The 25815-nt window shown below is 41.2% G+C and carries 26 protein-coding genes, 5 tRNA genes, 1 other RNA gene, 1 pseudogene and 1 riboswitch; of the genes and pseudogenes, 20 read left to right on the top strand and 13 right to left on the bottom strand.

Annotated elements, in window-relative coordinates; all coding sequences use genetic code 11:
* Positions 1 to 560: 560 nt before the first annotated feature.
* From FTU38_RS09370 to coaD, 4 genes are all read right to left on the bottom strand, one after another.
* A tRNA-Met gene (locus tag FTU38_RS09370) sits at positions 561 to 637 on the bottom strand.
* Positions 638 to 710: 73 nt separating this feature from the next.
* An RNA gene (rnpB, locus tag FTU38_RS09365) (RNase P RNA component class A) lies at positions 711 to 1090 on the bottom strand.
* A gap of 26 nt (positions 1091 to 1116) precedes the next feature.
* Positions 1117 to 1380, bottom strand: a complete 264-nt coding sequence (locus FTU38_RS09360) for a YfhL family 4Fe-4S dicluster ferredoxin (RefSeq protein ID WP_180111034.1) — start codon at positions 1378 to 1380, stop codon at positions 1117 to 1119.
* Position 1381: 1 nt separating this feature from the next.
* Positions 1382 to 1873 (bottom strand): pantetheine-phosphate adenylyltransferase, encoded by a 492-nt coding sequence (gene coaD, locus FTU38_RS09355; protein WP_078191350.1) that lies wholly within the window; start codon positions 1871 to 1873, stop codon positions 1382 to 1384.
* A 137-nt stretch (positions 1874 to 2010) separates the two neighbouring features.
* Here coaD and smpB point away from each other — a divergent pair, with 137 nt between their 5' ends.
* Positions 2011 to 2484 (top strand): SsrA-binding protein SmpB, encoded by a 474-nt coding sequence (gene smpB / locus FTU38_RS09350; RefSeq protein WP_078191351.1) that lies wholly within the window; start codon positions 2011 to 2013, stop codon positions 2482 to 2484.
* A 53-nt stretch (positions 2485 to 2537) separates the two neighbouring features.
* On the opposite strand, the gene FTU38_RS09345 is transcribed toward smpB, so the two are convergent.
* The 4 genes from FTU38_RS09345 to rluD all read right to left on the bottom strand — a co-directional run bounded on the left by FTU38_RS09345 (position 2538) and on the right by rluD (position 6546).
* A complete protein-coding gene (locus tag FTU38_RS09345) occupies positions 2538 to 3887 on the bottom strand; it encodes a hypothetical protein (RefSeq protein ID WP_373683985.1) in 1350 nt (449 codons plus the stop codon).
* Positions 3888 to 4116: 229 nt separating this feature from the next.
* Positions 4117 to 4668: a flavodoxin family protein gene (locus FTU38_RS09340; RefSeq protein WP_180048747.1), complete on the bottom strand. Its 552-nt coding sequence runs from the start codon at positions 4666 to 4668 to the stop codon at positions 4117 to 4119.
* Positions 4669 to 4708: 40 nt separating this feature from the next.
* Entirely contained in the window at positions 4709 to 5449 is a 741-nt protein-coding gene (pgeF, locus tag FTU38_RS09335; protein WP_180106163.1) for a peptidoglycan editing factor PgeF, read from the bottom strand.
* Positions 5450 to 5493: 44 nt separating this feature from the next.
* A complete protein-coding gene (rluD, locus tag FTU38_RS09330; protein ID WP_078191355.1) occupies positions 5494 to 6546 on the bottom strand; it encodes a 23S rRNA pseudouridine(1911/1915/1917) synthase RluD in 1053 nt (350 codons plus the stop codon).
* A gap of 71 nt (positions 6547 to 6617) precedes the next feature.
* Between rluD and FTU38_RS09325 the strand changes: the two genes are divergently transcribed.
* A complete protein-coding gene (locus tag FTU38_RS09325; RefSeq protein WP_180106161.1) occupies positions 6618 to 7610 on the top strand; it encodes an outer membrane protein assembly factor BamD in 993 nt (330 codons plus the stop codon).
* 212 nt (positions 7611 to 7822) lie between these two features.
* Complete coding sequence (locus FTU38_RS09320; protein ID WP_180111033.1) at positions 7823 to 9751, top strand: DNA primase; 1929 nt, start codon at positions 7823 to 7825, stop codon at positions 9749 to 9751.
* 55 nt (positions 9752 to 9806) lie between these two features.
* On the opposite strand, the gene hemA is transcribed toward FTU38_RS09320, so the two are convergent.
* Entirely contained in the window at positions 9807 to 11090 is a 1284-nt protein-coding gene (hemA, locus tag FTU38_RS09315; RefSeq protein WP_180106157.1) for a glutamyl-tRNA reductase, read from the bottom strand.
* 78 nt (positions 11091 to 11168) lie between these two features.
* On the opposite strand from hemA, the gene FTU38_RS09310 reads away from it, so the two are divergent.
* The 11 genes from FTU38_RS09310 to panD all read left to right on the top strand — a co-directional run bounded on the left by FTU38_RS09310 (position 11169) and on the right by panD (position 17310).
* On the top strand, positions 11169 to 12881 hold the full coding sequence (locus FTU38_RS09310) for a hypothetical protein (protein WP_180111032.1): 1713 nt from the start codon (positions 11169 to 11171) through the stop codon (positions 12879 to 12881).
* A gap of 9 nt (positions 12882 to 12890) precedes the next feature.
* Positions 12891 to 13469 carry a lipoprotein insertase outer membrane protein LolB gene (gene lolB / locus FTU38_RS09305; protein ID WP_078191359.1) on the top strand — a complete coding sequence of 193 codons (579 nt, stop codon included), beginning with the start codon at positions 12891 to 12893 and terminating at the stop codon, positions 13467 to 13469.
* A 28-nt stretch (positions 13470 to 13497) separates the two neighbouring features.
* The gene (gene ispE / locus FTU38_RS09300) at positions 13498 to 14337 is read left to right on the top strand and encodes a 4-(cytidine 5'-diphospho)-2-C-methyl-D-erythritol kinase (RefSeq protein WP_180111037.1); all 840 of its coding nucleotides are present in this window, start codon (positions 13498 to 13500) and stop codon (positions 14335 to 14337) included.
* A gap of 3 nt (positions 14338 to 14340) precedes the next feature.
* Positions 14341 to 14415 (top strand) — tRNA-Gln (locus FTU38_RS09295).
* A gap of 38 nt (positions 14416 to 14453) precedes the next feature.
* A tRNA-Gln gene (locus FTU38_RS09290) sits at positions 14454 to 14528 on the top strand.
* Positions 14529 to 14556: 28 nt separating this feature from the next.
* Positions 14557 to 14631: transfer RNA gene (locus FTU38_RS09285), tRNA-Gln, on the top strand.
* Between the two features lie 91 nt (positions 14632 to 14722).
* A tRNA-Gln gene (locus FTU38_RS09280) sits at positions 14723 to 14797 on the top strand.
* Positions 14798 to 14834: 37 nt separating this feature from the next.
* On the top strand, positions 14835 to 15788 hold the full coding sequence (locus FTU38_RS09275; protein WP_078191360.1) for a ribose-phosphate pyrophosphokinase: 954 nt from the start codon (positions 14835 to 14837) through the stop codon (positions 15786 to 15788).
* Between the two features lie 98 nt (positions 15789 to 15886).
* Positions 15887 to 16183, top strand: a complete 297-nt coding sequence (gene rplY / locus FTU38_RS09270) for a 50S ribosomal protein L25 (RefSeq protein WP_078192179.1) — start codon at positions 15887 to 15889, stop codon at positions 16181 to 16183.
* A 20-nt stretch (positions 16184 to 16203) separates the two neighbouring features.
* A complete protein-coding gene (pth, locus tag FTU38_RS09265) occupies positions 16204 to 16779 on the top strand; it encodes an aminoacyl-tRNA hydrolase (RefSeq protein WP_180111031.1) in 576 nt (191 codons plus the stop codon).
* A 150-nt stretch (positions 16780 to 16929) separates the two neighbouring features.
* The gene (gene panD, locus FTU38_RS09260) at positions 16930 to 17310 is read left to right on the top strand and encodes an aspartate 1-decarboxylase (protein ID WP_078192181.1); all 381 of its coding nucleotides are present in this window, start codon (positions 16930 to 16932) and stop codon (positions 17308 to 17310) included.
* 133 nt (positions 17311 to 17443) lie between these two features.
* Here the strand turns inward: panD and FTU38_RS09255 are convergent, their stop codons facing one another.
* The gene (locus FTU38_RS09255) at positions 17444 to 18058 is read right to left on the bottom strand and encodes a GDYXXLXY domain-containing protein (protein WP_257225702.1); all 615 of its coding nucleotides are present in this window, start codon (positions 18056 to 18058) and stop codon (positions 17444 to 17446) included.
* Positions 18055 to 19896 (bottom strand): DUF2157 domain-containing protein, encoded by a 1842-nt coding sequence (locus FTU38_RS09250; RefSeq protein WP_168378107.1) that lies wholly within the window; start codon positions 19894 to 19896, stop codon positions 18055 to 18057. Before FTU38_RS09250 ends, FTU38_RS09255 begins: the two co-directional genes overlap by 4 nt.
* Positions 19897 to 20066: 170 nt before the next feature.
* Positions 20067 to 20220, top strand: a riboswitch (FMN riboswitch).
* Positions 20221 to 20323: 103 nt separating this feature from the next.
* Here FTU38_RS09250 and ribB point away from each other — a divergent pair.
* On the top strand, positions 20324 to 20983 hold the full coding sequence (gene ribB, locus FTU38_RS09245) for a 3,4-dihydroxy-2-butanone-4-phosphate synthase (protein ID WP_078191365.1): 660 nt from the start codon (positions 20324 to 20326) through the stop codon (positions 20981 to 20983).
* An 86-nt stretch (positions 20984 to 21069) separates the two neighbouring features.
* Here ribB and FTU38_RS09240 read toward each other — a convergent pair.
* A pseudogene (locus FTU38_RS09240) lies at positions 21070 to 21680 on the bottom strand (LysE family translocator).
* Between the two features lie 62 nt (positions 21681 to 21742).
* On the bottom strand, positions 21743 to 22231 hold the full coding sequence (locus FTU38_RS09235; RefSeq protein ID WP_168378110.1) for a DUF1289 domain-containing protein: 489 nt from the start codon (positions 22229 to 22231) through the stop codon (positions 21743 to 21745).
* A 188-nt stretch (positions 22232 to 22419) separates the two neighbouring features.
* Here FTU38_RS09235 and FTU38_RS09230 point away from each other — a divergent pair, with 188 nt between their 5' ends.
* The 5 genes from FTU38_RS09230 to FTU38_RS09210 all read left to right on the top strand — a co-directional run bounded on the left by FTU38_RS09230 (position 22420) and on the right by FTU38_RS09210 (position 25790).
* Positions 22420 to 23352, top strand: a complete 933-nt coding sequence (locus FTU38_RS09230; RefSeq protein WP_180093757.1) for a rhodanese-related sulfurtransferase — start codon at positions 22420 to 22422, stop codon at positions 23350 to 23352.
* Between the two features lie 194 nt (positions 23353 to 23546).
* Positions 23547 to 23843, top strand: a complete 297-nt coding sequence (locus tag FTU38_RS09225; RefSeq protein ID WP_180011540.1) for a hypothetical protein — start codon at positions 23547 to 23549, stop codon at positions 23841 to 23843.
* A gap of 364 nt (positions 23844 to 24207) precedes the next feature.
* The gene (locus FTU38_RS09220; RefSeq protein WP_168378111.1) at positions 24208 to 24819 is read left to right on the top strand and encodes a DedA family protein; all 612 of its coding nucleotides are present in this window, start codon (positions 24208 to 24210) and stop codon (positions 24817 to 24819) included.
* 20 nt (positions 24820 to 24839) lie between these two features.
* The gene (locus FTU38_RS09215) at positions 24840 to 25250 is read left to right on the top strand and encodes an ABZJ_00895 family protein (RefSeq protein ID WP_078192189.1); all 411 of its coding nucleotides are present in this window, start codon (positions 24840 to 24842) and stop codon (positions 25248 to 25250) included.
* Between the two features lie 123 nt (positions 25251 to 25373).
* The gene (locus tag FTU38_RS09210) at positions 25374 to 25790 is read left to right on the top strand and encodes an ABZJ_00895 family protein (protein WP_180111030.1); all 417 of its coding nucleotides are present in this window, start codon (positions 25374 to 25376) and stop codon (positions 25788 to 25790) included.
* Positions 25791 to 25815 lie beyond the last annotated feature (25 nt).

The following is a 25815-nucleotide window of genomic DNA, read 5'->3' as shown; positions in this document are numbered from 1 at the left end:
GTAACTTGGACCAGTGTTGATCATTTAGCATTGTTCGAGGCATAGCGAGTGTAAAATTGGGTTTGGCGATTTAATTTTACTATCTCGCTATTTTTTTAATCAACAAATGTCAACAGACCCTATTTAAGATCTGATGTTACGCCCTTAAAATAATGACATATTTTAAAAATGATTTTTAAGCCTATTCGACGGAGTCTTACATAGGGTTTAAATAAAGGGATTAGCCTTCAGCTGGAGGTACTCTTACGAAACGTTGTTTCTCATTCGGCAAAATGAGAAGCGTGCTTCGCAAGGAAACCATCATGCGGTGCAATGCACCTCACCGACAAAACTCGTTCACTAGCGTCAAATTATTCAAAGTATCGCAAAAACATTTTTGAATAGATATAGTCTTATCTCAAACACTTGCGGATGACCTTACCGCGTATCGTTCTTTTATTTGAATCAAATAGCGCTTCTGATATTACTGCTTAACATCATTTATGATGATAAAACTTTCGATTTTAAAACATCAAAACAAAAAAAAAGACCACTCAATCGGAGTGGTCTTTTTTTGAATATGGTGGCTATGACGAGACTTGAACTTGTGACCCCCGCATTATGAGTGCGGTGCTCTAACCAACTGAGCTACATAGCCTTAAACTGTGCGCGCATTATGGAGGTATATTTAAATATCGTCAAGCCCATAATGCGCGTATTTGATCAAAATTTGTTGAAGTGAACCGATAAGCCGGGTTCTGTCGAGGACGATCATTCCTCTAGGCGTACAATCACTCATACGCTCAAGCGACCTACCCGGATCCAGCATGGGCCATGCCTAAAGGATCCCTATTTGGTCTTGCTTCCGGTGGGGTTTACCATGCCGTGAACTGTTACCAGACACGCGGTGCGCTCTTACCGCACCCTTTCACCCTTACCTCCGATTTCGATTGCTCGAAACCATAATGAAGGCGGTCTACTCTCTGCTGCACTTTCCGTCGGCTCACACCGCCCAGGCGTTACCTGGCACCTTGCCCTATGAAGCCCGGACTTTCCTCCCCTGCTTTAGTCACGGAGACCTATACACAGCAGCGATCGTCTGGTTCACTTCGGGGCGCATTCTAACAAATCTGACAACTAATTGCTTGATGTTTTTTGAGCAGTTAGTTTTTCGTACTTTTGTTGAAGCTGTTCCTGAGTTTCAGGATGTGCCGGATCCAATGGAATACAATCCACCGGACAGAACAACCGACATTGCGGTTTATCGTGATGCCCAACGCATTCCGTACACAAATCAGGGTTAATCTCATAAATGAGTTCCCCCATGAAAATCGCCTCATTGGGGCATACAGGTTCACAGACATCGCAGTTGATGCATTCATCAGTGATATATAAAGACACTCTACCAACCTTGCTGTTGTTTACGCTTAAAGGCTTCCACGACAGCTTGTGGTACAAACTGAGTGACATCACCATTTAAACGTGCAATTTCACGCACGAGCGTAGATGAAATAAACGAATATTGCTCTGATGGGGTTAAGAATACCGCTTCAAATTTACTGTCCAAACGGCGATTCATATTTGCCAATTGGAATTCATATTCAAAATCTGAAACTGCACGTAAACCACGTAATACGGCTGTTGCTTTTTGCTCGTTAAAGAAATTGACCAACAGCCCATCAAAACCTACAAACTCAACATTTGACAAATGACTTAAAGACTCTTGCGCTAGTGCAACACGCTCTTCCAGACTAAACACAGGGTTTTTGTGATGTCCAATTGCAATTGCCACGACAACTTCGTCAAACATGCGTGATGCACGTGTCACTAAGTCGATATGACCATTAGTAATTGGATCGAATGTGCCCGGATAAATTACACGAGTTTTAGACATCCAGTTGTACTCTGTTATTTTGTAGATGGGTATTTTAACAAAATCTTGATTTATAGGTGAAGTCAGCTTGTAAATTTAAAAACTTCATCTTATTCAAAGTTCGGGTACAATAGTGCTAAGTTTGGAAGTTTTTGATTATGACGAAAGCAGTAGTTAAAAAAAATAGTAGCAGTACGATTGCCCTCAATAAACGTGCGCGTCACGATTATTTCATTGAAGAAAAATTTGAAGCGGGTCTTTCATTACAAGGCTGGGAAGTCAAATCAATGCGCGCGGGTCGTATGACCATCGTAGAAAGCTATATTACGTTTAAAAATGGCGAAGCATTTTTATTCGGCGCTCAAGTGCAACCTTTACTGAGTGCTTCGACGCATGTGGTGCCTGAAGCGACACGTACTCGTAAATTATTGCTGAACCGCCGTGAAATTGAAAAACTACAAGGTGCGATTAACCAAAAAGGTTATTCATGTGTGCCTTTGGCATGTTACTGGAAAGGTCCTCATGCCAAGCTTGAAATTGCCCTAGTAAAAGGTAAGCAACTTCACGACAAGCGTGCAACGGAAAAAGACCGTGATTGGCAGCGCGATAAAGCCCGTATTTTTCATAAATAAGTTGTATAAAAAAACCTCCATTTTGGAGGTTTTTTTATTTTTAAATTGCAGATTTAGCAGAATTTCAACCCACCAAAACAGTTAGTCCGAACTTCCTGATTCCCCAAGACCTGATTTTTTAAAGTTAAATTGGCCGCACCGGCATTGCTGAGGTTAATTGAACCGACATTTTTATAAATCGGTAGACCAAATGCTGCACCAACAGCAGAACCTAACGGAATATAAATCGGTTCATTGGTTAAAATTTGCGATACTTTTTGTGCAACTTGTGGCAAGACGCCTGAAATATCTACTTCAGATGTTGGATTTAATTTGCCAATATTAATCGGGTCTTTAAATGACATCCACCAACCTGTACGTGCAATATCATCTGCATTGGCATCTGGCCAACTGATATCTTGAGATTGAAGCGATAAATAACCTGCTGTGCCATTTAATGGAATGTTATGAATCATATCTAAGGCTTGCTCAAAGGTAATGTTCATTTTCAAACCATCAATTGATGAGCCCGAATCCATAAAGAACTGCGCCCCTTCTACCCATAACAAATTACGGTCAAGTTTGACCTGCAAACTACCACTATCACGGTTGAGTTGAATCGACGGTACAGTCGCACTGATATTTTTGGCAACGGCTTGAGTTTGTCGTTTTCCGTTGATGGTAATTTCAGGGACGGTAAATGGCACATTCATTGAAGGAATTTTTAAACCCTTACTATTTTCAGGTTGGCTGACAAAGCTACGATCATTGTTCCAAATCGTATTAATCACCAAATTCCCCGATAAAGTCTCGCTACTGCTATCCCCAAAGATCGCTGCTTGGGTCTTTGCTGTCCCTGTAGTCGGTGCAATTTTCATATAACCGCTCAGTGACTTAATCCCGTCTGTCGGCGCACCCGTGTTTTGAATACCAGTGGTCAGTAAACCTGTAATTGATTCAGCACTGACACGGAAGCCTTTAACTTCTCGTAAAGCGGCTTGTTTTGGGTTTTTAATTGCAAATTCAATAAACGGATTTTTCAGTTCGGCACTTGTCGACGCTCGATCACCATTAAAGACGGGATTACCATTGGCATCGGTTGAAGTAGCATTACCACTCAGCGCTAGATGACGAATATCAATATCACAGCCATTTGACCCGTTTACCCCACCACAGCCGAGTTGCAAACTTTTGACATTGACGTTCAGATCCATAACCGCATCTAAACTGAGTTTGTAGAAACCAATATTTTCATCGACCATTTGTTGGTTGACTAAAACAGGATCGGTATAGGACATATTCATCAATGCAGCACCATTGATGGCAGATAATTCTTCATCGGCTAATCCCACCAAGCCTTCTGCTGCAAAAACAACGTCAGAAACACATAAGGTCAATGCCATTGCGACTATTGTTTTTTTCACGATTATTTAATCCTTTTTAATATTCCTCACTCATCCCGAGTGAAATTTATGAGAAGATTAAATCAATAGCGTTGGCGTAAATGAATAGCAATTTGTGACACACATCACAACTATATTATACAAAATGCCAATTTCCACGAATTTTAGGCCAATAAAAACCCCAGTAACATTTCCATCACTAGGGTTTTCAAAGATTTATAAATGATAGTTCAAACGATTTATTTACAAATTAATTAACTTTATTTAACAACAGCCCCAGATATTCACCAAACCAAATGGCAGTTTCTAAATCACCCGCAGGTGGCGTGACTTCAACAGGCGCATTATCCGATTGTGTCATTAAACCTAAAAAGCTCGACATCCGATTTAAATCTGTTGTGCTTCGTCCAGTTGGCATCAATGGAAGACCGCTCCACAACATGCCGTGCTGCATGGCAAATAAATTGATTTGCTGTAATACCGCCAATTTATCTCCACTTAAGCCGCCACCATTGGTAAAACCTGCGGCTAACTTGCCTTGCCATGTCCGTGCTAACCAACGTTTAGATGATTGCTCCATGAATAATTTCATAGCCGCACTCATACTGCCCATATAGGTTGGGCATCCAAAAACGATGGCATCTGCACTGTCCAATACATCCCAATCCACATGCTCTACATTCATGAGATGGACTTTTACACCGGCTTTTTCTGCACCTTGTACAATGAAATTCGCCACTTTGGCAGTGTGCCCGTAGGGACTGTGGTAAACAACAGCAAGAGATTTAGCAGTCAAAGACATAACATTTAAAAGTCGATAGATTCAGTCAAGTTTAGCATTTTCAAAGCATAAAGACGAATGTTGCCATGCGCCCTGTTTTCGCTTCGCGGCGATAAGAAAAATATTCTTCAGCTTGCAAAAAGGTACATTGGTCGCCACCTGTTACAGCTTTAACCCCATGTAATGCAAGAATATAACGCGCTATCGCATAAAGGTCAGCATAATATTTGCCATCCTTTACACCAGCTTTAAATGCACTTTCAAGTTCTGGATATTTGGAACAAAAGGCAGCTTTGACTTCTGCGCCAATTTCAAAACTCTCTTGGCAAATAGCTGCCCCCAACCAAGCCCATGTTGGCTGAGTGTACATGACTGCAATAGTGTTTTCCACAATACCATTTGCCAAGCCCTTCCAACCTGCATGCAGATTAGCAACTTCAGTCCCGTCAGCATTACCCAAAACCACGGGTAAGCAATCTGCGGTCATCATCATCAGGGCATGGTGTTTAGACTGCGTGACCATACCATCGCCTTCGGGTGCAACAAAGTTGATCTGTTCATCAATGCGATGGCATAGCGTACTGTGCGTTTGGTTCATCCAGCTGATTTTATTCACGCCATATTTAGCAAAGTCTTTGAGCAATTGCATCCGGTGCTTTTGCACACGCGCTGCATCATCTCCCACATGCAATGCCAGATTAAATCCTGCCAGTTCAGGTTGTTCAGCGGGTTGCGTCTGATCATGATGAACTCGAGTTTGTCCCACAAAAACACCCTGTGGAAGTCCCTGAACAAATTGCATGTTGCCGTCCTTTTCTATCTATGGCGTGTAAATCAGTTTAAAACTTAATAAGCTTTGTTTTCGCTACGTAAAACTTCAACCAATTGGTTAAAGTCTTCAGGCCATGGTGCTTCAAACATCATGTCTTCACCTGTACGTGGATGAACGAGACCCAATTTAACTGCATGTAACGCTTGACGTTTAAAGCCACGTAAAGTGTCATCTAATAACATCGACGCGCCTGCAGGCATACGTACACGTGGTACATACACTTGATCGCCAACGAGACCATGACCGATATAAGTAAAATGCACACGAATTTGATGGGTACGACCCGTTTCTAGACGTGCTTGAACGCGGGTAAAGTTTTGGAAACGTTCTTTCACATTATAGTGAGTCACCGCATCTTTACCGCCCGGCAAGACTGCCATTTTAATGCGATCAACAGGATGACGTTTAATCGGCTCATCCACTGTACCGCCGGCAATAATGTTGCCATATACGATCAAATCGTAAATACGGTAAACCGATTTCTTCGCCAATTGCTTACTTAAAGAAAATTGGGATTCGAGGTTTTTCGCAACTACCAACAGACCTGAGGTGTCTTTATCAATACGATGCACCAAACCTGCACGGGTCAACTCTGAAGATTTTGGGTAGTGATGCAAAATTGCATTCACCAATGTCCCTGTACTGTTTCCAGCGCCCGGATGAACAACCATACCGACAGGTTTATTAATCACCATAATATCGTCATCTTCATAGACAATATTGAGTGGAATATCTTCAGGTAAGCTACGTGTTTGTGCTTCTAACTCGACGTCTAAAGTCAGTAACTCTGTGCCTTCGCATTTGTACTTTGGTTTCACAGTGTTACCATTGACCAACAAATGGCCCTCTTTGAGCCACTGTTTTAGCTTTTCGCGAGAAAAATCAGTCCAAACCAGTGCTGAAACCTGATCAATACGTTGTCCTAAATAGCTTTCATCCAATTGAAATTGCAACGATAAACGTGTTGCAGTTGAGTCTGAAGTATGGTTATCTGCATCCTCAGAATCTTCAAGTAAATTGAAATCAGTTTCAGGGAAATTAGAATTGGAAGATTGTGCTTGACTCATTTGCTCATTCAGACAAAAGTGGTTTAATAGTTCAATTGTAGCTCATTGCCCGTATTAACAGAGGAATTTTTATGTCGCTACCAAAATATAAAATGACAATGCTTGCTCTAACAATAGGCATTGCATCGGCAATGGTAGGCTGTAGCAGTAATCCAAAGAAAGAAGTGGTCGACACAGGTCCACAATCAAGCGAACAGATTTATATCGAAAAAGCACAAAAAGCGCTTGAACGTAACCAATATACAGATGCAGCAAAACACCTTGAAGCTCTAGAGACCTACTACCCTACAGGTAACTATGCGCAGCAAGCACAACTTGAACTATTGTATGTAAAGTTTCAGCAAAAAGACTATGAAGGTGCGATTGCACTTGCAGACCGTTTTATTCGTATGAACCCACAACATCCGCAAGTTGATTATGCGTACTACGTGCGTGGTGTTTCAAACATGGAGCAAAACTACAATGGTTTGCTTCGCTATACTTCTTTAAAGCAATCGCATCGTGATGTGAGCTATCTCAAAGTGGCTTATCAAAACTTTGTCGACTTTATTCGTCGCTATCCATCGAGTGAATATGCAGTCGATGCCGCACAACGTATGAAGTTCATCAGTCAAGAATTGGCTGAAAGCGAAATGAATGCGGCACGTTTTAATGTGAAGCGTAAAGCATGGTTAGCTGCTGTTGAACGTTCACTTTGGGTGATCGAACATTATCCGCAAGCGCCACAAGTTCCAGAAGCTCTAGCGACTGTAGCCTATGGTTATGACAAACTTGGTGATAAAACCACGTCTCAGCAATACATTGAAGTACTTAAACTGAACTATCCAAAACTTGTGAAGTCAGACGGTACAGTCAATATGCGTGCTGCACGTAGTGAAGGCAGCTTCCTTAACCGTGCAACCTTAGGTATTTTCGGTAAAGAAGCACAGACGATGTCTGAGCAAACCTCTACAGACGTAGTTGAAACCGATGAAGAAAAACGCAGTTTAACCAATCGTTTAAGCTTTGGCTTATTGGATCGTCCTCATAGCGAAAAAACTGAGTCGTCAGAATCAGCTGAATAATATAGTCGCAACGAAGGTCGATTTTTCACAAAGGGCAAGTTAGAATACTTGCCCTTTTATCTTTTCAGGATCTACAGATTCGGTTAGATTAAAAGGTATACAATAGTTCGATGGACGATGCTGTACTGCATCTCCACCTGAACTTACAGCATTGCTGATTTCAACATATTTCACGAACTGCCCAAATTCAATAGATAGACAGATAAAACAGCATGGCCATTCCTCAACATACAATTGATCAAATTTTAGATCGCACCGATATTGTCGATGTGATTGGTCAATTTGTGAAATTGAAAAAGACTGGACGCACCTACTCAGGATGCTGCCCATTCCATCAGGAAAAATCGCCATCTTTCCATGTCTATCGTGATAAACAATATTTTCACTGCTTTGGTTGTCAGGCCAATGGTAATGCCATTCGTTTTTTAATGGATATTGCTAGCCGTAACTTCATCGAAGTAATGAAGGATTTATCTAGCCAAACGGGTATTGAACTACCGAAAGACAATAACGATTCCAATAAACTCAAATATAAACGCGAATCTAAACCCAAACCTGTACAAAAACCTCCAATCGAAGCAAAAGCTCTGCCACCCAAAACAGGCGAAACCGACACAAATTCTGCTGCAGTAAATTTCGAACACGACCCATTTGCTGAGTTTCAAAATAACGAAGATGCCTTTTATGGGAACGATCCGTTTGCTCACTTTGACCAAGTTGCCAATGGTTTTGAAGATGTGCCGCAAGACGGAAACTTATATGACTTGCTGGAAAATGTCGCACAGTTTTATGAGCAACAACTTCCGCTCAGTCCAATTGGGCAAGCTTATTTTAAACAACGGGGTCTCAGTGCAGACACCATCGCCTATTGGCGTTTAGGCTATGCCCCTGAAGATTGGCAACATCTGGAAAAAGCCTTTCCACAAGATATCGAAGGACTCAAACTTCTCGGTTTGATTCGCACCAGTGATAGTGGTCGTGACTTTGACTTACTGCGTGAGCGAGTGATTTTCCCGATTCGAGATGCGAAAGGTCGCGTGGTCGGTTTTGGTGGTCGTGCCCTAAATGATGAAATCAAACCGAAGTACATCAACTCCCCTGACTCTGAAGTTTTCCATAAAAACCAGTTACTTTATGGTTTATATGAAGGCCGTAAACAAAAAGCCCAAGATTGGTTAATGGTCGAAGGTTATATGGATGTCATTGCCCTACAGCAATATGGCATTCATGGCGCTGTAGCGACTTTAGGGACTGCCAGTAATACTGAACATTTAAACATTTTATTTAAGCAAAATAGCCGTATTACTATTGCATTTGATGGTGATGCCGCAGGTCAAAAAGCAGCTCGTCGTACGCTCGAAATTGCACTGCCATTACTGAATGATGGACGTGAACTTAAATTCTTTGTTTTGCCAAATGACCACGACCCAGATTCACTGATCCGCCGTGAAGGTATTGAAAATTTTCGACGTTTACTGGACACCTCACCGCTACTTTCTGAGTTTGTTTTTGCACATTTAACGCAAAATCATAATGTTGCTTCGCCTGAAGGTAAAAGTCAGGTGATGGGCGAACTGAGACAACTGACTGAACTGTTGCCGAAAGGTGGTTCATATCGTTATTTGCTACAGCAATATTTCCGTGAAAAATTAGGGTTTAGCCGAAAGTGGCAGCCTCAAGTCAATAATGATGCATCATTGAGCTTTAGTACAAAAATTGATGCCGAAGAATATGTGATTGCGATTTTGATCAATCATCCTTATCTCTACATTCATTTTGAGCCTTTACGCGCCTTAGTTTCACAAGATCTCTTGCTTTATCACGTTTTAAATATTTTCAATGTGATTTTTGATGAATTGCCTGATGACCCAGAGTTATCGACCTATTATGTACTCGGTGCATGTGCAGCGCATCATCATGAATTACAACATATTTTAGAGCATGCCAATATCAGTGACTATACGTCATCACCTGAACAGGCAGATAAACTTGCAGCAGATTTATCGACAAAATTGCAATATCAATTCTTACAACTCAAGATCAAGTCGAATAAGTTTTCTAGCCTTGCTGAAATGCGTAATTTAAAACAACGTATTTATGATATTGATAAAAAAAGATCGCTCACCCTCCTTGAAGATTAAGTTTTAACTTCAAGTTCAAGCTGTGAACGACATGCTATTCAATGAATCAGCTTATTTATTTTTTTGGTTTACGGCGATTTTCAGCCACATTAACTAAATTTTGTTCTAACATTTCAAAATAAGCAGGGTCTTCCGCCATTGCTGCATTTCGCAGCACGATAGAAGTTGGATGCAGCAACTTTTGGGTTAAACGATGTGACATTTCTTGCATAATCTTCGCAGCATCTTCGCCCTTTTGTAGACGATTCAGCGCCAAAGCCAGTTCTTCTTGACGCAATGACTCACCATGTTCACGGTATGCATGAATCGTCGAGCCAGCCAAATTCACTTTTTGCTGCGTGATTAAATCTGTCGCAAGCTGATTGACCATGACTTCGGCTTCAACTGCCGCCTGACGACGCTGAGCCAAATTTTCTTCAATGACAGTTTGCAGGTCATCGACACCATATAAATAAACGCCATCTAGACTTTCAACTTTGGCTTCAATATCTCGTGGTACAGCCAAATCAACCAATAGCATTTGTTTATAACGACGTTTTTTCAGTGCTGCTTTGACATCCGCAAAATAAATCACTTGATGCAAGCTTCCGGTACAACTTGAAATTACATCTGCACGATGTAAATTGTCTGCCAAATCTGCAAAATCAATAATTTCAACTTCTACACGATGAGCAATCTCTTGCGATAAAGCTTCGGCACGGGCACGTGTACGGTTACAGATAATAATTCTGCCCACACCCATTTCGGCCAAATGCTTTGCAACCAAGCTATTCATTTCACCAGCAGCAACAATCATCACCGTCAATTTTTCAGGCTGACTAAAGACCTGTAAAGCGAGCTGAGCAACAGCATAGCCCATCGACACCGCATGACTTCCAACGGCTGTTTCAGAACGCACACGTTTTGCCGCATAAAAGGCATATTCAAAAATACGGTTTAAATTTGGGGAAACGGTTTCGGCATCTTTGGCTAAGGACAAAGCCGTTTTGACTTGACCTAAAATTTGAGGCTCACCAAGCATGAGCGAATCCAAGCCGCTAGCCACACGCATGAGGTGTGTCACCGCTTGTGCATTTTCATAACGATACACATGATTTGACAATTGCTTTACATCGATACCATTTGATTGGGCGAGCCAATTCAATACCACGTCTGCATTTTCAGACATCGCATAGACTTCGGTACGATTACATGTAGACACCACCACCATGTCATTGAGTTCAGGCGTATGGCTTTGCTGTTCAAGCAGTGCAGTTAACTTTTCAGGGTTAAATGCAATCTGTTCACGCAGCTCTACAGAAGCGGTTTGATGGTTGACACCCAATGCAAAGAAAGACATATCAGATCATCATTTCGCTAAATTTATGCTATTGTGCAACATCGATGTCATAAAAAGCATTACTTGGATCAAGAAAAATTGCGTCTAACAAATAGCCGACTGAACGGCCAGACAATAAAGCAGTATTCTACCACATTCTTACTTGTCGGTAGCATGGCTTCTACTGCCCCAATTCGGGCCGTGGGAGAAGTTTACCATGCAAATTCAGGATATGATGCAATTAAACAAAGTATGATTGCGGAATTTGCCTTAGCCTATAACGACATTCCAACCGCGCTTCATAATTACACCGTGCTTGCAATCAAAAGCAAATCCACCATGGTCAAACAGCGTGCTTTAAACGTTGCTATTGAGCAAAATGATTTACAAGCAGCCTTAGATATTGCTACACATTGGGTTGTGCAAGAACCTGAAGATGTACCAGCATTATTTTATTTATCACATATTGCTTTGAAAGCCCATGAATATGAGCTTGCCGCCGAAACACTTGATAAAATTTTAACCATTGACCCAAATGCAGATTTAGAACAAATTTTGGCGGGTATTTCCCCTGAATCAGAGGAAGATCGCGCTTATCTGATTCAAGCACTGACCGCTAGCAAGGAAAAAACCAACCCTTCTATTTTGGTCTTAGTCGCAGGTTTACAAGCTCAAAATGGTGCCTTTGCTGATGCCTTAGACACCATTAATTTAGCACTGAAAAAACGCCCGAAAGTGACTGGCTATATCTTAATGAAAGCCAATTTACTTATGTCGTTGGGTGATGAAGACGAAACCTTAATATGGTTCGAAAAATCGAGCCGCAAACACCGCAATAATATGGAAGTTCGCTTAGCAGAAGCAAAATATTTAATTAAAATCAATCAGTCAGAATTAGGTCTAGAAAAACTCGAAGATATACTAAAGAAATGGCCATCTGCTGAAGAACCGCTATTTATGGCAGGTTTGACCAGTATTGACTTAGAGCTTTATGAAAAAGCCGAAAAGTATTTGGTGGAGTTACGTTATTCGAGCAAATACCAAAATGAAGCGTATTACTATCTCGCAGTAAATGCTGAACGCAAACAGCATTATGAAACGGCAAAAGCCTATTATCGCCTTGTTGATGGCAGTCTTTATACAGTTTCACGTCGCAATATGATCAGCATTTTTAGCCAGCAAAATAAGCTGCATGATGCACTGCGCTTTTTAACCCAAGAGCGGGTTAATTATCCTCAACATGCCAGTTTCTTATATCTTGCTCAGGCAGATATTTTAAAACGCATGAACAATAAAAAAGCAGCAGTCCGTTTGCTTGATGAAGCGGTAAGAAACTTGCCCGAAGATCCTGAGCTCATTTATGCCGAAGTTCTACTGCTCGACGCCCATCAAGATAAAGATAGACTCGACCAATTACTAAAACAATTACTTGAAATTGAACCCAATAGCCCGACCTATTTAAATGCATATGCCTATACCTTGGCGGTACAAAATAGACGCTTAGATGAAGCCCGAAAATACGTCGAACATGCCTTAGAATATGCTCCTGAGCAAGCTTCAATCTTAGATACGTTCGGTTATATTTGTTATTTGCAAAATGATTTTAGTACATCTGCATCTGTTTTGGCCAAAGCGTATGAACTGAGTAATAGTTTAAAAATTGGCATTCGCTACGCACGATCAGTCTTCATGCAAGGTGATATGAATAAATTTGACGCGTTGTTACAACAACTCCAACAAAAACATCCGAATGATCCGCAATTAGAGCAACTACATTCGTTATTGTTACCCCAACCCATGAAAAAGAGTTAAAAAGACTTTATGCAAGTATCTTCAAAATTTGGGGTATCTGCCCTGACCTGCTGCGCTTTATTTTTTACCGGTTGTCAGCAATACGTTAAAACACCCGCTCAACCTAGCCCAGAAGAAGTCGCTGCCAATCAATTTAACTTACAAGGTAAGATTGGTGTGCGCACGCCACAACAGTCAGGAAGTGCTTTTTTTACGTGGGTTCAAGACCGCAATGAATATGACATCGAACTGAGTGGCATCTTGGGTGTTGGAAAAACTCAAATCAGCGGTAAACCCGGTCAAGTTCAGTTAAACAGTGCAAAAACCGGTTTAATTGAAGCAGAAACACCTGAAGAATTACTGGAACGTGCTACTGGTTGGCAAGCTCCCATTACCCACCTCGTCGACTGGGTACAGGCGCGCCCTGCAACCACACAAGCAAAAATTCAACGCGATACTGCACAGCGCCCACAACAGATTATTGAAGATGGTTGGACGGTTGACCTAAGCTATAACGAGACTGCGACGGTACCGAACAAGTTAATTTTAAAACAAGCACTTGAATCCGGTCAGGAAAACCGTATTACAATGGTGATTCAAAATCGTTAATTTGCCTAAAAGCTGAGCTATGACTTCTGTGATTCGTGTACCTTCTCCTGCAAAACTCAATTTGTTTTTGCACATTACTGGCCGACGTCCTAATGGATATCACGAATTGCAGACGATTTTTCAGCTCATCGATTTATCTGATTGGATGGAATTTCACCCACTTGCAAATTCTGCTGATGAAAATTTTATTCAAATTGAGGGCTTAAACAGCGTCAATCTAGAGCAAAATTTAATTTATCGTGCTGCTCAAATACTCAAACCGTTTGCTAAAGCACTGACTGCACAAAAAATCCACATCGAAAAAAATATTCCGATGGGTGCAGGGCTCGGTGGTGGTTCATCCAATGCAGCAACAACCCTTATTGTGCTCAATCAACTGTGGAAATGTGGTCTAAATACTGAACAACTAGCAGAACTCGGCTTACAACTTGGGGCAGATGTTCCCGTGTTTGTACATGGTCTAAATGCATGGGCTGAAGGCATCGGTGAACACTTAACATTCATAGATTTAGCTCAAAAACAGTACATTGTGCTGAAACCTGACTGTTTTATCAGCACTCAACTGCTTTTTTCACAAAAAACGTTGACAAGAGACTCAAAGCCCACTAAATTTTGCGGCTATCAGGAAACGCCATCTGATTTTGGAAATAACTTTGAGTCTGTGGCACGAAGCTTATATCCCGAAGTCGATGAAGCAATGCAGTACTTAGATCAGTTCGGTGCCGCAAAGCTTACAGGTACAGGTGCTTGTGTATTTACTGAAGTAACTGAAAATATGAATATTGATGACATATTGAAAAATGCACCATGTAAATCTTACTTGGTTCGCAGTTTACAAGAATCACCATTACGTCATTTTGAAGTTTGATATAGGGGCGTCGCCAAGTGGTAAGGCACCGGGTTTTGATCTCGGCATCCGTTGGTTCGAATCCAGCCGCCCCTGCCATCATTTTTCACCTGTAGATGTAATTGCTGTAAAGTATTAGGGGCGTCGCCAAGTGGTAAGGCACCGGGTTTTGATCTCGGCATCCGTTGGTTCGAATCCAGCCGCCCCTGCCATTTACTTTATTCGCTATTTCATCAATTTAGGGGCGTCGCCAAGTGGTAAGGCACCGGGTTTTGATCTCGGCATCCGTTGGTTCGAATCCAGCCGCCCCTGCCATTTACTTCAAAAAAGACAGAGCATAATTTGCAGTATCTTTGTTGTTTCAACTTGACAAAATACCGCAAAAATATTAAAGTTCTGCCGCATTAGGGGCGTCGCCAAGTGGTAAGGCACCGGGTTTTGATCTCGGCATCCGTTGGTTCGAATCCAGCCGCCCCTGCCATCTAATTCCCTAATTTGCCAACCGCCAAGGGTGCTTCATGCCCAATCTTGTCGTTTTTAGTGGATCTGCACATCCACAATTCGCCCAAAAAGTCGTTAGCCACCTTCACATCCCTCTAGGTGCTGCATCTGTAGGTCAATTTTCTGACGGTGAAATCGCTGTCGAAATTACTGAAAATGTTCGTGGTAAAGACGTATTCATCGTACAACCAACTTGTGCCCCAACTAACGATAACCTTATGGAAATCTTAGTTATGGCTGATGCTTTGCGTCGTGCAAGTGCTGGTCGTATCACTGCTGTCATTCCTTACTTTGGTTATGCTCGTCAAGACCGTCGTCCACGTTCAAGCCGTGTGCCAATTACAGCAAAAGTTGTTGCAGATATGCTCACAACTGTTGGTATTGACCGCGTTGTCATGATCGACCTTCATGCTGACCAAATCCAAGGTTTCTTCGATATTCCTGTAGACAACATTTACGGTACTCCTGCGCTTTTAGCAGATCTTCGTCAACAGTCACACGACAACTTAATGGTTGTTTCTCCTGACGTTGGTGGTGTAGTACGTGCGCGTGCTGTAGCTAAGCAAATGGGTGATATCGATCTTGCGATCATCGACAAACGCCGTCAAAAAGCGAATGAATCTCAAGTAATGCACTTGATCGGTGACGTTAAAGGCCGTGACTGTGTCATCGTTGATGATATGGTGGATACAGCAGGTACATTGTGTAAAGCTGCTGACGCACTAAAAACTTTTGGTGCTCGCAAAGTTGTTGCTTACGCAACTCACCCAGTACTTTCTGGTAAAGCTTTAGAAAACTTGAAAAACTCTGTGATTGACGAATTGGTTGTAACAGACACCATTCCGCTTTCAGAAGAAGCTCAAGCTCTTGGTAAGATTCGCCAAGTTTCAGTTGCAAGTATGGTTGCTGAAACAATTCGTCGTATTAACAACGAAGAATCTATTAGCGCAATGTTCGATTCTTATCTATAATATAGCGCTAAATTTAAAAGCCCTGCCTTTTGGTGGGGCTTTCTATCACTAGACTGGTCGAAGGTCTAGTCAATTAAACTTAAATAGGAATGTCTATCATGGCAAACTTCGTATTAAATGCAGTAGCACGTGAAGAAGCAGTACAAGGGAAAGGTTCGAGCCGCCGCCTTCGTCTTCAAAATAAAGTACCAGCAATCATCTACGGTGGTGCAGCTGAACCTGTAGCAGTTACTTTAGAGCTTCGCGAACTTGTTAAAGCTTTAGAAAACAACGCTTTCTTTGAAGAAGTTGTTGAAATTAACATCGACGGTAAAGCTGAAAGCGTTAAAATCCAAGCTTTACAACGTCATCCAGCTAAAAACACTCCTATGCACGCTGACTTCAAACGCGCATAAGTGTTAAATGGTGTAAATGAGTGAGTAAACTTTCACTGATTGTTGGTTTGGGTAACCCAGGTTCTGAGTGTGCCCAAACCCGCCATAATGCAGGCTTCTGGTTTGTAGAACGCCTTGCAGAACAATATGGCATCCAACTTAAAGCTGATCCTAAATATAAAGGCATCAGTGGTCGTGGTAATATCGAAGGTCAAGACGTTCGTCTGCTGTTACCTACAACCTTTATGAACCTCTCTGGTCAAAGTGTTGTTCCCTTCGCCAAATTCTATCAAATTGCTCCTGAAGCAATGCTTATCGCACATGATGAACTTGATATGAACCCTGGTGTCATTCGCCTGAAAACTGGCGGTGGTCATGGTGGTCATAATGGTTTACGCGATATCGTCCCGCATATTGGTCCAAATTTCCATCGTTTACGTATTGGTATTGGTCATCCTGGTTCTAAAGAACGTGTCTCAGGCCATGTTTTAGGTAAAGCACCAAGTAGTGAACAAGGCTTAATGGATGATGCTATTGCACATGCCTTATCACGTACTAAATTGTTGGTAAGTGGTGAGATTCAGCAAGCCATGAACCAGATCAACGCTTACAAATAGAACTGACAATTCCACAAATTGTTGAACAATACTTATTGCCATCTGAATGATTTCAGAGCAAAATGCGCTTGCATTTGACTGCTCACCCAGCATTCAAGAGATTGTTCCACCATAAGATACGATCTTAGGTCTACCAAGGAGACGCTAGCCATGCTATCTCGTTTATTAAAAGCTAAAATCCACCGTTGCGTCGTTACACAAGCAGAATTACATTATGAAGGTTCTTGTGCAATTGACGGTATTCTTCTAGATTTAGCCGGTATCCGTGAATATGAAGAAATTCATATGTGGAACGTGACTAATGGTAAGCGTTTTACCACTTATGCCATTCGTGGTGAAGAAGGTTCTGGCATTATCTCTGTAAATGGCGGTGCTGCTCACCAAGCAGATATTGGCGACTTGATGATTATCGCAACTTTTGGCGATTTCACAGAAGCCGAAGCAAATGCACATAAGCCACGCTTAGTCTATGCGAACCCAAATAACACAGTGAACCACACAGCGAACTGTATTCCAGTTCAAGTTGCTTAATTCAAGTATTTAAAAATTCTAAAAAGCCCGCAAAATTTGCGGGCTTTTTTATGGCTGAACTATGCATTATTGACTGCAAAAATTCAGTATTACACATATATCCCTACCCAACGCAACATCTCAACTTATTTGTCTACCCTGCTCTCGGGCCCTTCCACCATGCTTGATTTTGTTTACAATCAAAGGGCTGTAAATGCTCTCCGACCAACCCCACCAACAAAGGCTGACCATTTTCTTGTACCTTTAGCTCTGCATATTGCGCATCGCGATAGCACGCTTCCAAGCCTTCAGCAAATAAAAAGCTGCTCGCCGCGGGATATAAACCCTCAAATCTATTGTCAGGATTTTTGAGCACCAGTTTTGTAGATGAGCTTGGATACTGCGCTAATAACTCTGGGTTGAAACTGGTTCGAATCACTCTACGCTGTGCATCAAGTTGCGCATAACTCACAATACTGTTTTGATCTACAAAATAGTCACGGTGTACATTTTCTTCTTTGTTCACTTTGGCTGTCTGCCTATTGGCAGATTGCTCTTCAGAAGGCTGACTACCAAAATAGAGCTGATAATTCAAGGCCATATAATCTCCTTGAATCAAAGAGCGAGGGTCGACAGGTTGCAGCTTTACATAAATACTCTGACTGTTTGCCAGATGCCATTCATGCCGTGCAATCATCAGTACAAATAAAAGAATACTGAGTACAGCCAAACCAATAGGAAGCATTTTTTTATTGAGTATGTTCATCATGCTCCTTCCCCTTGTTTATGCTGTATCGCAGTTAACATTTTGGTGATGCCAAGCAGCAAAAGACCAGAGATCAAAATCGTTAAACTTTTCAGTAAAAAGCTCAACCCTAAATTGTAATACAGCATCCATAAGCTAAAAATGATCAACACGATGCAAAGGGCTTTAACCAAAGATTGCTGATAGACCTGCGCCCATGCCAATAAAACCAATAACAAGAAAATTTCAAAATAGCCCATCGCAATCAGCACAAGGCCCAATAGCAGTAACAGCCATTTTTCGCGCCCCGTCTGTTTTTGCTGATTTGCGATGTAAAGGCCAAGCCAAACCACAGGCAGCAGGTAACCGACAAACAGGTCAAGAACACCATTTTGGGTCTGTTCAAACTGTAGAATGTTATTTGACAACGTCTGCAACACCACACCCGCCAATACGATGCATAACATCCATAACACAATGCTTTTTCGATACATCGAGTGCAACCAAGCTGTTGCACTCCCGAGCAAGAAAATCAGTAGAATATAATTCAATCCAATCACAGCTAAGATGACATGTTCATTGCTCATAAAAAGATCGGCATCAAATAGTGTGGCCACTGCAAGGCCGTATCCTGCAATGAGTTGAATAAAAACAATAAACCAATGCATTCGACTAAACAAACAGAGCAATATAACGCCAATTTGCAACACTAAAATAAACGAAATGCTATTGGTTAAGCTCTCTGTATGAATGAAGACCGCAGATTGGCCACATACCCATAAGCAGTAAGCAAATTGGCGACTAAAGATACTTTTAGCTCGTCGAATCAACCACCAAGCCACAGCTACAAAAACTAAGCCCATGACGATCGAAAACGCCATCCAATAGGTCAGCAATAAGCTCGATAAAATAATGCCTGCCAACCATGCCCCAATCGCTAAAGGAATAACCGCAAATTTAGTCTGTGGCAGAAATTTCATCAGTGCCCAACTGATCACCGCAAACCAAGCAAATATCAGCAAAGCAAAAACCAGCAATCCTGCAATCGAATCTGATAAAATATGTTCTGCCCATTGGAAAATCAAAATACTGAAACTCGCGGCAAGACCCGCGGCTTGTAAACTGGTTTCTAATGCACGCTGTTGTCGATAAAAATAGATAATCAGATAAATTGGAAGCAACAATGCAAAAATTAAATATTGCCATTGATACTGATCTGCCCCATTTCCGCAGTATAAAAACATGCAATACATCGACATTAATGTAATGAATGCAATAAATACAAAGCGCAGTGCAGCATAATATTTCAAACACAAGGTCACACATATTGCCGTCAATATATTCATACAAAGTAAATACCACCATGAATGATCAACGATTAAATAGCTTTGTTTAAAATATAAAAATAATGCCAATTGACTGATCAAACACAGTAGCGTAAAGACTCCGATATTCGGTCGATATAACCAAGGTAAAAGCAGCAAAGCCCACACCAAAAACAACAGATAACTGTCTGCACCTGTTTGATAGACCTGCCCAATCACAGCCAAACTCAATCCAAGCAACAAAGCACTTAAAGTATCTAAACTTTGCTGAATCCAAACACGACTTGCAACATATACACTCGTCACAGCACTCAGCAGCAACAGCAACATTGGAATTGCCAATTGGATGAATTTTGGCAACATCAACCAGTTTGCCGCGATCAAATACACGAAACTGGCTGCTATCAGTGCAACACCGATTACTTGCAGATACCGAATAACCTGTACATCTTGGAACAGATCTGTTGAAAACTCTTGATCTAACTGTGAATGATGCAGCTTTATATTCTGCTGCTGAGAATGCTGAGGAGCGGTCATTTTTTATCATTATGCAATCATGGTTGATTTATCGGCACGATAGCATGCTTTGACACACTTTATATAAATGCTTACAAATCCAATCTTATAACTTTACTTATCTAAAATTTTGCAAATGATTCTAAGCAATAATCCCCCATCATCACTCAAACAGGTCTATACTCAAGACACATCGCTTCAGGGCGGGGTGAAATTCCCCACCGGTGGTAAATTTGCTGGGTTGAAAGCCCTGCAAAAAGCCCACGAGCCAATCGTTTGAACACGATTTGCAGATCAGGTGCAATACCTGAGCCGACGGTATAGTCCGGATGAAAGAAGACGACGTCACATCTCTATATCATTGATCATTTTCAATATATATCGTAACGCCACTATTTCACATGTCCTGAAATGTTCAACCGTATCTAAAATTTACGCGAGCGTTTCAATGTCTAGTTTAATTCAACCCGAAATTTTCTTTTCTGCCCTTCCACCTGCAGAACAGCGCATGCTGCAAGCCTTAGAAGACATTCGTCAAGGCAAGCCTGTTTTAGTCATGGACGATTTTGACCGTGAAAATGAAGCCGACCTGATTGTTGCAGCAGAAACACTGACTGTAGAAACCATGGCACGTATGATTCGTGACGGTTCAGGGATTGTTTGTTTGTGTTTAACCGATGCTCAGGCTAATCATTTAGAACTTCCACCCATGGTATCTGATAACTCTAGCCATTTTAAAACTGCCTTTACCGTAACCATTGAAGCTGCGGAAGGTGTTACTACTGGCGTTTCAGCAAAAGACCGAACAACAACAGTCAAAGCCGCAATTAAAGATGGTGCTGTGGCTAGTGACTTAAACCGTCCGGGTCATGTTTTTCCTTTACGTGCGCGTGAAGGCGGCGTATTGACCCGTCGTGGACATACTGAAGGGACTATTGATTTGGCACGTCTGGCCGGTTTAAAACCCGCAGGTGTTTTGTGTGAATTAACCAACCCAGACGGCACAATGGCCAATGGCGTACAAGTTTTAGCGTATGCACAAACCCATCATTTGACTGTACTCACCATTGAAGAAATTGTGCAATATCGTTTACAGCACAATCTCTAGTGCGAATTAATTAAAGCTCTACACGTTCATAAAAAGGCTGACTGAATCAGCCTTTTTATTTTTTACTGCATATTTCAAATTAAGAATTAAACCGTGAATATGCTATAGATCCCGTAGATGGCAACTACCATTAAAATCACCCCACACAGGGCCAACAATTTTTTATACCAGCGAGATTTCGACAATCGATGAAAAGACAAATACACCAAAGACAAGGTTGCGAAATCTAAAACGATCCAACTCAGGGTCAACACAATTAAACTCAGATTAAGATGAGGAGTAATTCCTACAAACTGCGGAAAAAATGATGCGAAAAAAATAATATCCTTAGGATTTGAAATTCCCACGATCAATCCTTTCTTAAAGCCCCTTTTGCTGCTTTTAACTGCAGAGATTGCTCAGTGGGCTGTGTCATCACTTCTTTTAAAATATCAAACCCAATATAAGCAATATATAAACAACCCAATATTTTGATGCCATCGAGCCAGTGCGCATTCACATTTAAAATGCCTTTTAAAATACACACAGACAGTACGATCAAAATCAATGACGCAAAATTCGTCCCCACAATGGTTTGAAATGCCTTTTTATATCCGCCTTGTAAACCTGCACTCGCGACCAACAGCATCACAGGTCCAGGTGTTGCAATCATCACGATGACTGCAACACAATATAAAAAGTACTCCGAATAATTCACGCTGAGATTCCTTCACTTATTTTTTTACATCACGATAAATTTCATAAATAAAAAAAGAGGACTTAGTCCTCTTCATCCATGTTTTGCAATAAATGCAAGCGAATGGCATCTGCTCTTAAAAATGCCAAATCATAGCTGGCTGTGGCGAGTGCTAAAACACGACGCTCAAATTCATCCCACAACGGTCGCACCTGTTTGTAATGTATCCCGAGTCCACTTTCATCTGTGAAATGACGGTTTTTTTCGCAGAGCTTGAGTGCGTGATACAGTTTACGGCCTTTGCTTGCATCTGGACGTAAGCGAACTCGCTTAGACAAGACAAAGCCTTCGACATGGATGATATCTGCTTGCGGCAACATCGGTATTAAAATTTGATCTAATTGTGCATCTAAACGACACCAAATGGCCGTGTGTTGCTCTGCTGTATAGGTATTCCATTTTATGACTTCATGGTTAAAGCGGCGGCAACCACGACAGACTGAATCACCAAATACCGTAGAACAACGCCCTGCACATGGGGTTAACGAGGCAATTCGACGATCAGTACTCAAAACCGGCTCCATTCAATCAATATTTATGGGATAAAAACAACTCGGCATGACTATACACGCTAAAACTACTGAAATGAAGCTATGATCAAATGTGTGGTTAAAAGCCATCGCTTTACTCGCTTATTCATCCAAATCACGGTAGAATGTGCGCCTTAATTTTTATCCTGTTTATTCATTTGGAGTACTCCATGAACGCTACTGTAGAACAGCTTGCACCTGTAGAACAGCAAGCGACCTCTGGTTGGGTTGTTGCCGCACTTTATCAATTCAAAGAAGTTCAAGATCCTGCCGATCTTCAACAACGTCTTTTAGACTTGGTAAAAACCATCAACCTTTGCGGTACTCTAATTGTGGCAGGTGAAGGTATTAACGGTACTGTTGCCGGTGACCGTAAATCTGTAGATATCATCCATCAATTCCTTCTCAATGAAGGCTTTAATGCGATGGAATACAAAGAATCGCATAGTACGGATAAACCATTCCGTAAAATGAAGATCAAACTGAAAAAAGAAATCGTGACTTTAGGTGTGGAAGTGAAACCACGTGATTTAGTCGGTCACTATCTTGATCCTAAAGAATGGAATGAACTAATTGCACGTGATGACGTAATCCTAATTGATACACGTAACGACTATGAATACAAAGCAGGTACATTTAAGGGTGCGATTGACCCGAAAACTGAGACTTTCCGTGAATTCCCTGAATACGTGAAAAAAGAGCTTGAGCAGCATAAAGATAAGAAAATTGCCATGTTCTGTACAGGCGGTATTCGCTGTGAAAAATCAACCTCACTTTTACTTCAAGAAGGCTTTAATGAGGTTTATCACCTTAAAGGCGGTATTTTAAAATATTTAGAAGAAACCCCTGTTGAAGAAAGCATGTGGGAAGGTGAATGTTTCGTATTTGACGGTCGTACTGCTGTCACTCACGGTATGGAAGAAGGCGAAAATATCAAATGTCACGCATGCGGTTGGCCACTGGCTCCTGCTGAAGTTGAACTTCCGAGCTACGAACACGGCGTATCATGCAAATACTGTATCGACAAAACCACTGAACAGCAAAAAGCAGGCTTCCGTATGCGTCAATCACAAATTGTGGCAGCAAAACGTAAGCGTCTCTAAGCAAAATTTGTTGTAACGATATATAAATAAAAGCCCTATTTTTAGGGCTTTTTTTACGCATTCTCAACAGTGACTTAATTTTTTTGACAAAATAACTATATCTGGTTATTTACGAGAATCAGTTCGCGCATTTATGCTTATTCTGATCCATTGATCCGAGAAAATCCTTATAGATAATTGAAAAGGAAAGCATTATGCCAAAATTAATCAACTCTCCTATTGCAACCTCAAGGCGCCTTGCTTTACCCGCTCCACGTGTAAAAGAAAGTGTTGCAGAATTAAAACACCTCCTTAACCAACAGTCGCATATTTTGATAGTCAGTATTGCCACATGCATTGGTGCAATTTTTGCCTTATTTATTGCTTATACTTTGCACTTACAACCCACTCTGCTCAACATTCTTGGACTTTGTGCGATTCCATTTGCTTTATCTCTGAGCTTACGCCAAGTCTATATTCACACCCTGTTAAATATGGAACATGATGATTAATTTGCGCACCTTGCAAAGCTACTTATTGCAACTTTGTCCTACGCTGTTCAGTATATAAAACGATTTTTAAGGCTGCTAAAGCGCCAAAATCAAAAATAAAATCCAAACTGAACAGCGTACACTCAATACTATAAAAACTATGATCCAAGCCTTTCAATTATTCAACCTTATATCATTCAGCATTGCTTAATGCCATCACGTATTCATACTTTTCCTTCTAATTCAGCCTACGTGCTACTTAAAGACAAGATGAACTCAATATTTGTTGTTTTACTTAGGTGGTTTCAGGAATATTTAAAACGGAACTTTACCCACTGCACTTTTCAACATAGGATAAATACACCTTTTCTCTGCCTTAGCTACCATGACTTTAACTGAATGGATCATTTCAATCATGGAACAATTGGGTTATCTCGGTATTGCCCTACTCATGTTCCTTGACAATGTCTTCCCCCCAATCCCCTCAGAAATCATCATGCCCTCGGCTGGCTATTCTGCCTCCCAAGGTCAACTACTGCTCATTGGTGTCATTATTTCAGGTTGTGTCGGCTCTTTACTGGCGGCTGCATTGCTATATTGGATTGGTTATAAATTTAAGCATGAATCCATCTTTCACTTCGTCGATCGCTATGGAAAGTATTTATTTATCAAATCGGCAGATGTAAAAAAATCTCTAGCATGGTTTGAGCAATACGGTCACCGCATTGTATTTTTCGGACGAATGATTCCAGCTGTGCGTTCTCTCATTAGTATTCCTGCTGGAATGAGCCGCATGCCATTTTGGAAGTTCATGTTTTATAGTGGTTTAGGCACGATTATTTGGACCACTTTTTTAGCTTGTATGGGTTTTTATTTAGGTGAAAATCAGCAGTTAATGCAGCAAATATTTAGTAAAGTTGGCCATGTGATTATTCTGATCACAGTCATCATTATTAGTTGGATTTTGTACCGTCGACATAAACGTCGACCTCGTTAATTTTTTGTTTTGGGGCTTAAATGAAACACTATCTCCTACACTTTGCTGCTGTTTATAGCATCGCCTTGGTGCTTTTGATTACCGTATTAATTTTTGGATTAAATCTTGGTGGTATTACATTAATTCCTACATTGGTGGCATGTGCATTAATCAGCGTTGGGCATTTTGTAAAGAAAGAACAACGTGTGCCTAGCAACCATGAAAAGATCCAACTGGTTTGGGGCTCCAGTGCCGTTGCAATCATCATTGGTAGCTTTTTTGTGCTGTTCTTGGTGCTGATGAATCCCAATGCCGAAAGCATTATGAAGTCTGTGGATAATGCAGGCATTGGGCTAACTGCTGTAGTTATGCTCTGCATGGTCGCCATTCATGGCACGATATTTCATATTGCCTATGGTTGGTATGCAGACTATTGCGCTAAAAAATTATAAATTTTTCAATGTATTGCGTTAAAATTTAAATCATCACCACTTCAATGAAAGTTAAAATTCAGTGAAGACACTTCAGGTAAGTTATACTCGCACTTTATATAATGAAAACATGAACATTAAATAATGAAAAAATACATCATCACATTTAGCATTGCTTATGCACTCGCCATGGTTACTGTCGCAGCCATCGAATCTTTCTTTGATTTACCTGGTGGTTCATCTATTACCTGTCTCATCGTGGGCGGTCTTGCTGCAGCATCTAGCTTTGTTAAAGACCATCAGCGAGTGCCAAATAAGTTAGAAAAGCGAACTTTGATTTGGAGCTGTATTTTAGCTTCGGTTCTCATCAGTGTCGTTGCTACAGTCATTTGTCTCTTGATCTTCCCTGAAACCCAAGCCTTTATTCAAATGGCGCTAACGCAATTACCCGCTTGGGTCTGGCTGCTTGCTATCAGCTTTACCTTATTCATCCATTATCTCATGTTGGCTTTATCTTTTGGATGGATGGCAAAGAGCTTCTTAAAAGCCAAACGTAGTTAAGCCTTTAGACTAACTTTGAATTGAA

This window comes from Acinetobacter sp. YH12098, assembly GCF_013419235.1.
In the GTDB taxonomy this organism is placed as follows: domain Bacteria; phylum Pseudomonadota; class Gammaproteobacteria; order Pseudomonadales; family Moraxellaceae; genus Acinetobacter; species Acinetobacter amyesii.
Note: the sequence above shows the minus strand (reverse complement) of the source record. Positions and strands in the feature narration are given on the sequence as shown.

What these genes read in the sequence shown, in the direction of transcription:
- coaD (WP_078191350.1), bottom strand. Translation starts at nt 1,873, where the DNA reads ATGTCTAAAACTCGTGTAATTTATCCGGGCACATTCGATCCAATTACT.
- smpB (WP_078191351.1), top strand. Translation starts at nt 2,011, where the DNA reads ATGACGAAAGCAGTAGTTAAAAAAAATAGTAGCAGTACGATTGCCCTC.
- FTU38_RS09340 (WP_180048747.1), bottom strand. Translation starts at nt 4,668, where the DNA reads ATGTCTTTGACTGCTAAATCTCTTGCTGTTGTTTACCACAGTCCCTAC.
- pgeF (WP_180106163.1), bottom strand. Translation starts at nt 5,449, where the DNA reads ATGCAATTTGTTCAGGGACTTCCACAGGGTGTTTTTGTGGGACAAACT.
- rluD (WP_078191355.1), bottom strand. Translation starts at nt 6,546, where the DNA reads ATGAGTCAAGCACAATCTTCCAATTCTAATTTCCCTGAAACTGATTTC.
- FTU38_RS09325 (WP_180106161.1), top strand. Translation starts at nt 6,618, where the DNA reads ATGTCGCTACCAAAATATAAAATGACAATGCTTGCTCTAACAATAGGC.
- FTU38_RS09320 (WP_180111033.1), top strand. Translation starts at nt 7,823, where the DNA reads ATGGCCATTCCTCAACATACAATTGATCAAATTTTAGATCGCACCGAT.
- hemA (WP_180106157.1), bottom strand. Translation starts at nt 11,090, where the DNA reads ATGTCTTTCTTTGCATTGGGTGTCAACCATCAAACCGCTTCTGTAGAG.
- lolB (WP_078191359.1), top strand. Translation starts at nt 12,891, where the DNA reads ATGCAAGTATCTTCAAAATTTGGGGTATCTGCCCTGACCTGCTGCGCT.
- FTU38_RS09275 (WP_078191360.1), top strand. Translation starts at nt 14,835, where the DNA reads ATGCCCAATCTTGTCGTTTTTAGTGGATCTGCACATCCACAATTCGCC.
- rplY (WP_078192179.1), top strand. Translation starts at nt 15,887, where the DNA reads ATGGCAAACTTCGTATTAAATGCAGTAGCACGTGAAGAAGCAGTACAA.
- panD (WP_078192181.1), top strand. Translation starts at nt 16,930, where the DNA reads ATGCTATCTCGTTTATTAAAAGCTAAAATCCACCGTTGCGTCGTTACA.
- FTU38_RS09255 (WP_257225702.1), bottom strand. Translation starts at nt 18,058, where the DNA reads ATGATGAACATACTCAATAAAAAAATGCTTCCTATTGGTTTGGCTGTA.
- FTU38_RS09250 (WP_168378107.1), bottom strand. Translation starts at nt 19,896, where the DNA reads ATGACCGCTCCTCAGCATTCTCAGCAGCAGAATATAAAGCTGCATCAT.
- ribB (WP_078191365.1), top strand. Translation starts at nt 20,324, where the DNA reads ATGTCTAGTTTAATTCAACCCGAAATTTTCTTTTCTGCCCTTCCACCT.
- FTU38_RS09230 (WP_180093757.1), top strand. Translation starts at nt 22,420, where the DNA reads ATGAACGCTACTGTAGAACAGCTTGCACCTGTAGAACAGCAAGCGACC.
- FTU38_RS09225 (WP_180011540.1), top strand. Translation starts at nt 23,547, where the DNA reads ATGCCAAAATTAATCAACTCTCCTATTGCAACCTCAAGGCGCCTTGCT.
- FTU38_RS09220 (WP_168378111.1), top strand. Translation starts at nt 24,208, where the DNA reads ATGACTTTAACTGAATGGATCATTTCAATCATGGAACAATTGGGTTAT.
- FTU38_RS09215 (WP_078192189.1), top strand. Translation starts at nt 24,840, where the DNA reads ATGAAACACTATCTCCTACACTTTGCTGCTGTTTATAGCATCGCCTTG.
- FTU38_RS09210 (WP_180111030.1), top strand. Translation starts at nt 25,374, where the DNA reads ATGAAAAAATACATCATCACATTTAGCATTGCTTATGCACTCGCCATG.